The organism is Dolichospermum sp. FACHB-1250 (assembly GCF_014696335.1).
GTDB lineage: Bacteria > Cyanobacteriota > Cyanobacteriia > Cyanobacteriales > Nostocaceae > Dolichospermum > Dolichospermum planctonicum.
This window is the reverse complement of sequence record NZ_JACJPZ010000049.1, coordinates 20,384-32,162: the sequence shown is the minus strand read 5'-3', so window position 1 is coordinate 32,162 and position 11,779 is coordinate 20,384. Positions and strand designations below refer to the sequence as shown.

Here is an 11,779-nt window from a genome sequence, read left to right as displayed (position 1 = left end):
AATTTAGCAGGTAATTGGTACTTGTCTTTAGATGTGCGTAGCTGTTTGTCAATTTCAAATTTAGAAATACCCCAAGCCTTTAAAGAGCCGAACTCATTCCACAAGTCAGAGCGTAGTTGTCCCAAACGCAAAGCAATTAAATCAAGTTCGTTAGATTTCCAAGTATTTAGTTTTTTAGTCCCTAAAATGGCGATTCTCGTAACGGTTAACTGATTTTTAACTTTGAGTTTCATAGTCTAGACTGCACTACCTTCTATTGAATCACATGGGCTACTATTTGGCTCGTAAATATTTTGTTCTTCGGCTATTTTTTCCTGGTCGGAGAAAGTAAAGTTTAGACTAGTAGCTGGGTTTTTGTGCTAACACGGGCATAAAGAGCGAGTTCTTTATCTGTTGAGACTGTTTTGATAAATGCTGATTCTGGATATTTCCGATATCCAGCAGGAGAACGAATACATTCTATTTTCCCTAAGTCAGCCCCCTCAAGCGGTTGTCTTGGGGTGATAGTCGAATTGTTTATAAACTTGTTCTGGGGTTAGGTATTTCATCTTGCGGTTAAATACGATTAACCCTAGTATACTACGTTATTTTGAGATTAAATGACTAGACCTAACCTCCAACTCCCTTCACTAGGATAGGAGGAAAGGGGGAGTTAAAACCTCTTCCTTGACAGGGGAGAGGTTTGGAGATTTGCTAGAGTGGGTGAGGACATAGTTTATTTTTTCCAGACTACTAATATCACTCCGGTGACAATTAAACCTAGTCCAAAAACACGGTTGAGAGGAATAGTTTCTTTTAAAACAAAGTAACCTAATAATACAGAAAATATATAACCAATTGATACAGCGGGAGCAGCAACGCTGAGATTGATTCTCGTCAGCAGGAGAATATAAGCGACAGCACCAATACCATAACAGGTTAGTCCTAATAAAAGTTCTGGTGTAGTCACAATACTAAGAATATGACTAATAGCGTTACCTGCATCAACTTTACCTAATTTTGTCGCTCCTATCTTCAAAAAAAACTGTCCAACAACACTAATGATAACTGAAATTAGCAGTAAACTAAATTCTTGGATTGACACGGATATTACCTGAGATGGTATATAGAACACAAATATGAATCCATAAGGCTTGACTACGCCAATGGGGAACGCTGATACAAAAACAATGTCTACCTGTTTAGCAATGAATAAAATGATACTATAGTCATATTATATTTGAGTTTTCTCTCAAACCTCCAGTTTCCTTTAATGTATAAAGAGGACGACCTTTTACTTCTTCGTATATCCGGCCAATATATTCACCTAAAATACCAATACAAATTAATTGAACTGAACCAAGGAAAAACATGGAAATTGTAATTAATGTGTAACCAATTATGGGGGAGAATGGTTCAGATAAACGCCAATACAAAACTAATAATATCATAAATAAGGCAATAAAAGCTGATAATATGCCTATATAAGTTGCCAGCCTTAAGGGAACTGTGGAAAAGGAGATAATACCATCAATTGCTAAAGCCCAAGATTTACCAAATGTATATTTTACTGTACCAGCAAAGCGGGGATCTCGTTCAAAAAGTACGGAAGTTTGTCGAAAACCTACCCAAGCACGTAAACCGCGAATGTAGCGATTACGTTCAGGCATAGAATTAAGGATATTTACGACCTGTCTATCCATTAAACAAAAGTCTCCTGTATCTTCGGGAATATCAACTTTAGCCAAGCGTCGGAGAATGCGATAAAAAAGATATGCAGTCAAGCGTTTTAGCCAGGTTTCTTGTTGACGAGATGTCCGCTGGGCATAAACTACTTGATATCCTTGATGCCATTTGTCAATCATGGTTAAGATTAATTCTGGTGGATCTTGGAGATCGGCATCCATAACAATGATACATTTACCTTGGACAAAGTTCAAACCTGCGGTAACAGCGATTTGATGCCCAAAATTCCGGGCTAAACTGAGGTAATGGACTCGGTTGTCACTATGATGTAATTCGCGCATCATACTTAAAGAGCGATCGCGGCTACCATCATCTATTAAAATTAATTCAGCCTCACCGTCTAACTGTGCCATGACATGATGTAATCGGCGATACATCTCTGTGATGTTTTCTGATTCGTTATAAATGGGAATAACTAGGGAGTAGATAGGTTGGTTGATCATGATAAAATTTTTTGAGAAACTTGAAGATCTTTAAAATTCATCTTGAAAATTTAATTACCTGAAAATCAAAACATAATGAATGATTACCGTTATCTGAAAATCAATAAAGACTATATCATACTATTAACAATTTGGTTGATAGGATTACTGATAGATAGAACATGGTTTTTCTTAGATGAATCTATTCCATCCTATGATCAAAGCGCCCATTTAACCGCAGCATTGCATCATTATCGAATTTTTCAAAACCTGAATATTTTATCAGGTAATTGGTGGTTATCTCTGTGGGAATTAACCCCCAGTTATCGCGCTCCTTTTGTGTATATTTGTACTGTACCATTTTTGGTATTATTTGGTAAAGGCTATGATCAAGCCAGTTTAGTCAATTTATTATATACAGCTATACTTATTTTATCAGTATATCACTTAGGGAATTATTTATTTAAAAACCGAAAAATTGGCATCACAGCCAGCATATTTTGCTTATTATTTCCCATTATGGGAATTATGCGAACTGATTATTTATTAGATTATGGTTTAACGTCTATTGTCATAGCTACTTTCACCATTTTAACAATTTGGAAAGATAGTTATACTGGTTTTGTATCATGGGTATTAACTTTGATATTGGGGGTAGGAATAGGGTTAATTATGTTAGCTAAACCCACAGGTTTTATTTTTATTCTTATTCCTAGTATCTACACATTAATTATTTTTATCAGCAAACGTAAATTTATTAAACTAATTCAAACAGCCTTATCTTTAATTTTAGCTTGGTTAATTTGTGGTTCTTGGTATAGTTTAAATTGGTTAACTATTATTACTTCTGCATTAAATGCTAATAATGTGGGAAAAGGAGAGGGTGATCCTGCTGGGACAACCATTGCTGGTTGGTTATATTATCCGCAAACTATCCCAGAAACTGTTGGTTTTCCGATATTATTTGTGAGTATTGGTATTTTGTTAATTTATCTTTTTAAATCTAGATTTAGTCAAAATGCAGTTAAAGATAATTTAGCTAAGTCTGCTTTAAATTGGTTATTTATTTTCTTAATTGGTAGCTATGTAATTTGTTCTCTAGGGACAAACAAAGATATTAGATTTATTCTTCCTTCTTTTCCGGTAATTAGTTTAATTTTAGCTTACTTTTTTAATTTAATTGAAAATATCTGGTTTAATAAATTAAGATTAGCAACTATACTATTAAGTGGCATTATTTTACTAAATAATTTATTTCCTTTACCTCTAATTCAGGCTTATGGTGGAAAACATTTACCAAATAATGAAAGTAAAAAATATCCTCTTGCTGAATTAATCGAGAAAATTTATCAAACTACCCCATATTTAAAAACAACTTTAGGAGTAGTTCCCGTTTCTACACCCCAAGTTAATGAATTTACCTTAGATTATTTCGGTACATTGGCTGATTTTCGCGTCTATGGGAGAAAATTAACGATGAAATTATCCCAAGTAGACCAAGATTTAGAGTATTTATCTTGGTATGTTACCAAAGATAATGAACCAGACGAACCGGGAGAAAAGGGAGAAACTAAACGCAAATTAAAATCTTTGATAGAAACTTCTCCTGATTTAAAATTACAAAGTGATTGGGTATTACCCCATGGTGATAAATTAAGATTATATCATCGGAAAAATCCTCAGATAGTTGTTGAGAAATTAATTGAAAAATTAAATAATGATCAGCATGATCAGAAATCAGTTACTTTAGAAAAAGTTATAACTGCTAATCAATTTATAATAGGTAAAAATAACTCCGTTACTTATCAAATAACTGGTTCATGGGATGAATTACAAAATGGTTTGTTACTATTAAAATGGCAAAATGGTCAATCAGCTTGGTATCATGATCATGCAATTGGTCTAGGTAATTTATATTGTGGTATAAAATGTCATCCCCAGGGAAATTTTCGAGTCATTGAGAATCTAGCTACATTTATTCCCCAGGAATTACCACTAGGAAAATATCAACTATCAGCATTCTATTTAGATAGAATTACTGGTAAAATCACACCTTTAAATAGTTCTGACATAACTGTAAATGTTACAGACACAGGAAAATTAACAAAAACACCACCTTTAGATTTAGTTTCTCGAATGTCACAATTAGCAGTAGAATTACAAAATGGCAAGTTAGATAATATCTTTGTACAGATAGATAATTTTAATCAATATGACCCGACGCAAGACTATTTAAAACAAATTGAATTTGCTGCTAATTATTACTTAAAAAATCAACCAAATAACTTAAATTGGCGTTATACTCTAGTGCTATCACAACTTTTACAGCGCAAAGCACCGGAATTAATTCAGAATTTAACAGAATTAACTAAATATGATGGACAAAATCCTTATACTTGGCTTTATTTAGGAGTTGTTTATTTATATGACTTTCAACCCAGACAAGCCGAAAAGCAGTTAATAATGGTAGAAAAAATCAAACCAGATATCCCAGAATTAAAGACTTTAAAAACAGTGACAAATATTATGAAATTTCTCCCCTTAATTCACTTCTAAAATATGAACAATAAACAATGGTTATTAGGGTTATTGGTAGCGTCTTTGGTTTTATGGTTAATGTTTCTGGGAAATTTACCTTTACGAGATTGGGATGAAGGTACTTATGCTATAGTTGCTAGAGAAATTTATCGTACTGGTAACTGGGTTTATCCTACTATTCAAGGAGATCCTTTTTTATTAAAACCACCTTTAATGCAGTGGTTAATTGCTATTTGCTATCATGCAGGAGGAATACAAGAATTTACTACTAGATTTCCGGGAGCATTTTTAACCGCGCTAGGAGTTCCTTTACTTTACTTAATTGGAAGGTTAATTTTTGCAGAAACTTTACCAGCTTTATTTTCGGCTTTGGTTTATTTAACATTATTGCCTGTAGTCCGTCATGGTAGACTAGCAATGTTAGATGGAATGACTATTTCCTTTTTCTTATTATTATTATTTTGTGTTCTTAAAGCGCGTCATGATAGAAAATATGCTGTTGGTATCGGATTTTGTTTGGGTTTAATTACTCTGACAAAGGGAATGTTAGTAGTAGTTTTAGCAGGAATAGCAGGTTTATTTATCATTGCTAATAAACAATTAGCTATATTTAAAAATCCATTTCTATGGATAGGAATGTTTTTAGGAAATTTCCCTGCTATTGCTTGGTATTTTGCTCAATGGCAACATTATGGTAATATTTTCTTAGAAGTGCATTTTCAGTCTCAAGCTTTTGATAGACTAGGAAAAGCTGTAGAAGGTAATACTGGTCCGATTTGGTATTATTTACTGGAAGTGATAAAATATGGTTTTCCCTGGTTGTTATTTTGGCCAGGAGGTTTATATTTAAGTTGGAAAAATCGTCATACTGCTTGGGGTTGTTTAACTCTCATTGGTACAATTGTTTATTTTGCCATAGTTTCTTTAATGAGTACCAAATTACCCTGGTATATTATGCCTGTATACCCATTTTTAGCTTTAGCAATTGGGGCTAATTTAAGTTATATTTGGCAGGAAGAGAAGTTTAAAACTAGATTTTTGACGGGATTTTTTGCATTTTTAGTTATTATTGGTTTAGCAGGTTGTATTTATTTTAGTTTAGTTGATAAACAGCCATTGTTAATTGTTATGAGCATTATTTTAGCAGTGACTATGGGAATCACATCATGGTTTATTAATCAGCATAACCGTCAATTTATCCCGGTTTTATTTGCGGGAATGTATTTAGTTTTAGCAATGTTAATGAGTTCTCAATCATGGATATGGGAGTTAAATGAAAAATTCCCCGTTTTACCAGTTGCAGCATTAATTAGGGATAATATTCCACCAGGAACAGAAATTTATACTTCTTTTCCTGATGGTCGTCCTAGTTTAGACTTTTATAGTGATTGTCAAGTTATTCCTACATCTCTTGCAGATTTACAAGATAAGTTTGTTCATAAATCTTATTTGTTGGTGGATAATGAGACTTTGCAGAAAATGAATTTAAGGGGGAGTAAAATTATCGGGGAATCAGAAGGTTTTAAATTGATTTCACCACTAATTAATTGACTGAACATATTTTTAAAGCTGGTACTGTCTATAATCAGTTCTAAGTTCAAGCCACCCAAAGCTTTTGAGCAAATCGAATAGAAAAGGTTATTACCAGTATGGCAAAAAAGCCTATAGACATATATCCCCAACGAGGATAACGCGATAACAATACACCCAAAGCTACACTTAAAGAGATAATACCGTAAGCAATACGATTTAATGACCAAGTTCCTCCAGAGGCTAAAATCAACGCTAAGGCGCAGAATCCATAAATCAGCGTAATAGGGGTTAATTGAGTGCGTAAATGCCATAATAAGTAAGCACCACCTAAAATCGGGACTGCATTAATCAATGGATCACCCCCTAGCAACCACAAAAATAAAATTAAAGCGTAAAAGCCATAATCCACCTTGACAGAACCTAATATTTTACGGAAGTACCACAATAAATAACTGCTAATTACAATAATCATAAATAACAATGGATACCAAGGATCTTTTAAATATCCTGATACTGTGTTAACCGGTCCAATTGTAATTTGCATTATAATCCTTAACCAACTCTGCCAGTCAAATCCAAGTGAAGGCCGCCATGCTTTTTGTGCATGGATAAAAGCCAAAGCATCACCAAATTTAATCTGACAATACAAGCTATAGATAAACAGACCACCACCAGTAGCTAAACTTGCAAGGTAAAATTTTATTCCCCTTTTTTCTTGCCAAGATGTAAGTAAAAAGGCTGGTATCAATGCTATACCAGTTGGACGGGCAGCGGTAGCTATGGCACCCCAAAGAGCCACCCAAGCACTTTGTTTTTTATCAAAAGCTCGTAAAGCAGCTGTACTGAATAAAAGATATAAGCCTTCAGAGTAAATTACCGTACAAAATAAAGAGGCTGGAAACCATGTAAATACGGCAGTTGTCCATCGTGCTGCACTCTTACTATAAAACTCATTTACCCAACTATACAAGACGAGCAATGCTATCAGAAATGCCAGATTATTGACTAATATTCCTGCCACTTTAAATGGTAATCCAAACATCATAAATGAATGAATTAATAAAGGAAATAACGGAAAAAAGGCAACTGAATATTCTTGCTCATGAATTGAAAAATTGTAGCCAGAAGTTGCTATTTTTTCGTAATGCAGACTATCAAAAGCATAAAAAATATCCCAGCTAAATGTAGCTTTCATGCCATCTGTTGGTATCGGCAACAAAGGGGCAAATACGAGCATTGCTATTGTTATAGTAAGTCTGCTTGTTAACCACATTACTATGGGAAAAAATAAACTATTATTAATAAGCTTTTGACAGTTAATTATTTCCATATATTAGGATTATGTCCTTTTCAGATTGATAAAGTAAATATCTAAAAAAAGTATACATCTTATTGGTGATAATGCAACTTAAACCGTGACTTAATTTTGAATTAAGGCATTATATCCCACTAGATGTAGATTTTTGTGTAATAAAATATAAATAATATCGCTCATCATAATTAAAGCCTTTTTTAAATTCCTTGATAGGATCAATCTTTAAGTCAGGATGATTAATTTCTAATGGTTTATTTAAAATCAATAATATGGGTTTTAATTGTTGTTTGCTGATTTGACTGACTTGGCTTAAAATTTCCATTTGATCAACTTCTTGTCGTTTAGTAGTAAATAACACAAAGCTACTTATCTTTTGAATTTCTGGATAATAAATTTGGCGATTAATATATCCAGCAATTGGTGACATTGTATAATCTTTACTCCCTACAATAAACATATCATTTAATTGATATTTATATTTCTCCTTTATATAAGCAGATGCTTCTTTGCTAGATGAAAAAGGAATAATCATGTCTCTACCAAAAGCAAATATTCCTCCCGCCATTTGCACATATAAAATCAACATAATCACAGATAAATAATAAGGTTTTGTCCATTTAATAACTTGTATAATATGAGTTTTCAACTTTCGGGGAAATAATTGCAAAAATAAAGATGTTTGAGAATAATAACTAGCAAGCCAAAGGCATACAACTAATAAAATATACAAATGCCCATAATGACGAGGACTACCTAAAAATTTAACGTATGTAAAGACAAGAATTTCAATTGTTCCAAAAGTGTAAAGAAACAAAACAAGTGGTTTTCTGAAAAATGATATTGTGAAAAATCCGAAAAATACTATAGATAAAATAGAAAATAAAATGAGGCTTAATTGTTGAGATTCACCAGGAACTAAAATAATAATATAACTATTCCAAAGCCTTACTAAAGTAGTAGTTAAGTGTTTAAAGTCAAAGTTTAATATAACTCCTGATAAACCTCCAGCTAATTTACTATCTTGAGGAGGAATAAGTTGAATCAAGGAGATAATTATTCCAGTTAAAACAATTAAACTACTTAAAATAATGTCATGTTTTTTCGCTAAAAGGTTTTGATGTAAAGATTTTTGAAAAATATACTCTAACGATAAAGTAATACTAAATGCTATTGCTAACATTAAGCAATAAGCATTTGAATTAGCAATTAATAATAAAACAATAGAAAGTTTAAGATAACTCTGTTTTCTTTGAGGATAGATAATGCAGAACAAAAAACATAATAATAACCCAATTGCATAATTTCTGCTAATTAATAAATATTCATAAAATGGAATATAACCTAAACAAAATAACAACTTTTGTGAATAATTAAATGGGGAATATCGAGTAAATAAATAAACAGATGATGTAGCTAAACATAGGTGAAATATTTGCATAATCACAGGGTTATTTGTGATTTGTTTTAAAATAGCCAAACAGATATACCAAACAAAGGGATGTCCTTCATAATGAATGTTATGAAATAATTCAAATAATGATTGACTATCTCTAACAATAAGCCAAACATTTAATTCATCGCGCCACATAGCATGATGGAGAATAGCAGGTAAACCAATTAAAAAAAATAAAGTAGTGCAAGAATTGCTAAACAGTATATTATTCTGGGTAAGCCGTTTCCAAACAAAATTCATATTGAATTTTACCTAACCTAAAAGAGGATTTTGGTGGTTATTTATCTATTGATAAACAAGGTTATTTTGTGGACTATCAATTAATCACTATCAATTAATCACTACTAAATAGTACCATACTTTAGTGCAATTTTTCATGCGGGAATTGAGTAATATAAGAAAATTGATATATAAACTGGTTAATTAATAATAATTGCTGATATAGCGATTATAGGAATCCTAAATAAGATGTTATATTAAATTAATATACATAGCTTTCTAATCAAAAATATGCAACTAATCCAAAAGCAATATTACACTCCAGAGGAATATCTGGAATTAGAAGCAACTGCTGACTACAAAAGCGAATACATTGACGGACAAATCATTGCTATGGCTGGTCTATCTATAAATCATAACCGCATCTCTTTGAATTTAAGCTCTGGACTGAATTTTGCCTTCAAAAATCAAAATTACGAAGTTTTCATGGGTGATATGCGTCTATGGATACCTCAAAAGCTAATATACACTTATCCAGATGTGATCATTATTGCAGATGAGCCGGAATTTGTCAACAATCGGACAGATACAATTACAAACCCCCAGGTAATTATAGAAGTTTTGTCTAAATCTACTAAAAGTTACGACAAAGAAGATAAATTTGCCGCTTACAGAACAATTCCCACTTTTCAAGAATACCTATTAATTGATCAAAACCGTATTCATGTAGAACAATTTTCTAAAATTGGGAAAAAAAGATGGAATTTTTGTGAATATGATGCAGAAGATGAAAATATATCTCTGACAACAGTACCTTTCACAATTTCTTTGCAGGATATATATAATAAAGTCAAATTTGAAATTGCAGAACCTGAAACAAAAAACAATAGTTAGAACCTCCTCAACCAACCCAAATTTCCTGGGCAAAACCCACTGCTAATTTACTTAACAAAGTGATAAATATACCCATCAATAAATAAGCTTGACGGGGATAGCGAGACAAACAGACACCTATAGCTGCACTCAGAGGTACAATGCCATAAGCAAGACGACTTAAAGAAATTGTCCCACCAGAAGCTAAAAGTAAACCAATACCACAAAAACCATAAACTACCATAATGGGAGTTAGTTGCTGACGGAAATACCATAACAGGTAGCTACTACCTAATATCATAGATAGGTTGAGCAAATTATTTATTAATCCTTGGTCTGCAATTATTAATAATAATATGACTATGACATAAGCAGCACGGAATATCTGGGGATGGAAATATTTACGCCAATAGAATAAACAAGAAGAACTAATGACAATTAAACTAAAAAACAGCGGATACCAAAAGTCTTTAACTCCACCTTCATCATTTTCTACCCAACCAAAATACCAATTGTTGCCAAAAGGAATTTGCATAAACATATTTAACCAACCTTCCCAATCAAAACCTAAGGAAGGCCGCCACCCTTTTTGTGCAGCAATGAAGGCTAAAAAATTATCAAAATTTAGCCCACAATACACACTGAATACTAATAAACCTGTAGCGGATAATAAACCTGCTATATAGGCAATTGGTGGTTTATTCTGTCGCCAAGCTGTGATTAAAAATGCGGGGATTAATACCATGCCTGTGGGGCGTGTTGCTGTTGCCATTGCTCCACAAATTGCTGTCCAAATATATTGTTTTTGATCAAAGGAACGTAAAGCTATTGTACTCAATAACAAATATAAACCTTCTGTGTAAATTACTCCTGTGAATAAAGACATGGGACAACAAGTTATGACAGCAATTGTCCAATGGGCTGCACTGATGCCACATTGTTTTTTTACCCAAGAATATAAACAATAAACTGTACCTAAAAATGCTAAATTATTGATGATTAATCCAGCTATTTCAAAGGAAAAACCCAATTTCATGAACATAAAAATGCTGACAGGAAACAGGGGGAAAAATGCTAAATTATGTTGTTTACCATCATCAACAAATTCATACCCTTCAGTAACGATCGCCCGATAATGTACAGTATCCCAAACATTAAAAATCTCCCAGCCCAAATGGGGCGTAATTCCATCTGGTAATGGGGGGAGATTGGGAGCAATCAGCAACATAGAAATCCCCACCAATAGACGACTTAAAAACCACATAGAAGCGGGAAATAAGAAATCATCCGTCCAAATAAATTTAGCGATGCTGGTAGCGATTATAGGCAAGCTACGGGCAGCGTCTCGAAGAGAAGCGATCGCTATTTGTGCTTTAACCATAGGCTTTTGTTTTTCCTAATTTGATGTTACTTTTAAGTAATGTTAAGCATTAATGGCGAAAATAGCAAAGGTTGTCATAGAGATTAATTAATGTAACATTAATACCAATTTCATCTAAAACTGCACGGAATCATGAAATCCATTCATGTATCTGATTTTATCAGAGTTTATCTGCTTTTATATGCGTTTAATTATGATTAAAATCATATCATGTAGATTTATCTAAATATACCTACAATTTGCAATTGGTCAGTAAGTCTGATGATTGTAAAAATTCCCCTGATCAACGAGTCCCAAGGCATTTATAGTTAAAATTATCT

At 32.8% G+C, this 11,779-nt stretch carries 8 protein-coding genes and 1 pseudogene; 3 read left to right on the top strand and 6 right to left on the bottom strand.

Features of this window, described 5'->3' with window-relative positions:
- From H6F39_RS16170 to H6F39_RS16160, 3 genes and pseudogenes are all read right to left on the bottom strand, one after another.
- Positions 1-233, bottom strand: a pseudogene (locus H6F39_RS16170) (addiction module component); the annotation flags it as partial.
- A gap of 482 nt (positions 234-715) precedes the next feature.
- Positions 716-1,084 carry an EamA family transporter gene (locus H6F39_RS16165; RefSeq protein ID WP_137907276.1) on the bottom strand — a complete coding sequence of 123 codons (369 nt, stop codon included), beginning with the start codon at positions 1,082-1,084 and terminating at the stop codon, positions 716-718.
- 124 nt (positions 1,085-1,208) lie between these two features.
- On the bottom strand, positions 1,209-2,165 hold the full coding sequence (locus H6F39_RS16160) for a glycosyltransferase (RefSeq protein WP_190397032.1): 957 nt from the start codon (positions 2,163-2,165) through the stop codon (positions 1,209-1,211).
- A gap of 78 nt (positions 2,166-2,243) precedes the next feature.
- Here H6F39_RS16160 and H6F39_RS16155 point away from each other — a divergent pair, with 78 nt between their 5' ends.
- Complete coding sequence (locus H6F39_RS16155; protein WP_190397030.1) at positions 2,244-4,703, top strand: hypothetical protein; 2,460 nt, start codon at positions 2,244-2,246, stop codon at positions 4,701-4,703.
- A 3-nt stretch (positions 4,704-4,706) separates the two neighbouring features.
- A complete protein-coding gene (locus tag H6F39_RS16150) occupies positions 4,707-6,236 on the top strand; it encodes a glycosyltransferase family 39 protein (protein WP_190397029.1) in 1,530 nt (509 codons plus the stop codon).
- 46 nt (positions 6,237-6,282) lie between these two features.
- On the opposite strand, the gene H6F39_RS16145 is transcribed toward H6F39_RS16150, so the two are convergent.
- On the bottom strand, positions 6,283-7,548 hold the full coding sequence (locus tag H6F39_RS16145; RefSeq protein ID WP_137907273.1) for a mannosyltransferase family protein: 1,266 nt from the start codon (positions 7,546-7,548) through the stop codon (positions 6,283-6,285).
- 109 nt (positions 7,549-7,657) lie between these two features.
- The gene (locus H6F39_RS16140; protein WP_137907272.1) at positions 7,658-9,226 is read right to left on the bottom strand and encodes a hypothetical protein; all 1,569 of its coding nucleotides are present in this window, start codon (positions 9,224-9,226) and stop codon (positions 7,658-7,660) included.
- Positions 9,227-9,496: 270 nt separating this feature from the next.
- Here H6F39_RS16140 and H6F39_RS16135 point away from each other — a divergent pair, with 270 nt between their 5' ends.
- A complete protein-coding gene (locus tag H6F39_RS16135; RefSeq protein ID WP_190372235.1) occupies positions 9,497-10,099 on the top strand; it encodes a Uma2 family endonuclease in 603 nt (200 codons plus the stop codon).
- Between the two features lie 7 nt (positions 10,100-10,106).
- Here H6F39_RS16135 and H6F39_RS16130 read toward each other — a convergent pair whose 3' ends face one another.
- Complete coding sequence (locus H6F39_RS16130) at positions 10,107-11,459, bottom strand: hypothetical protein (RefSeq protein WP_242028659.1); 1,353 nt, start codon at positions 11,457-11,459, stop codon at positions 10,107-10,109.
- Positions 11,460-11,779 lie beyond the last annotated feature (320 nt).

Coding starts and splice junctions, on each gene's coding strand:
- H6F39_RS16145 (WP_137907273.1), bottom strand. CDS start 7,548: ATGGAAATAATTAACTGTCAAAAGCTTATTAATAATAGTTTATTTTTT.
- H6F39_RS16155 (WP_190397030.1), top strand. CDS start 2,244: ATGAATGATTACCGTTATCTGAAAATCAATAAAGACTATATCATACTA.
- H6F39_RS16130 (WP_242028659.1), bottom strand. CDS start 11,459: ATGGTTAAAGCACAAATAGCGATCGCTTCTCTTCGAGACGCTGCCCGT.
- H6F39_RS16135 (WP_190372235.1), top strand. CDS start 9,497: ATGCAACTAATCCAAAAGCAATATTACACTCCAGAGGAATATCTGGAA.
- H6F39_RS16140 (WP_137907272.1), bottom strand. CDS start 9,226: ATGAATTTTGTTTGGAAACGGCTTACCCAGAATAATATACTGTTTAGC.
- H6F39_RS16150 (WP_190397029.1), top strand. CDS start 4,707: ATGAACAATAAACAATGGTTATTAGGGTTATTGGTAGCGTCTTTGGTT.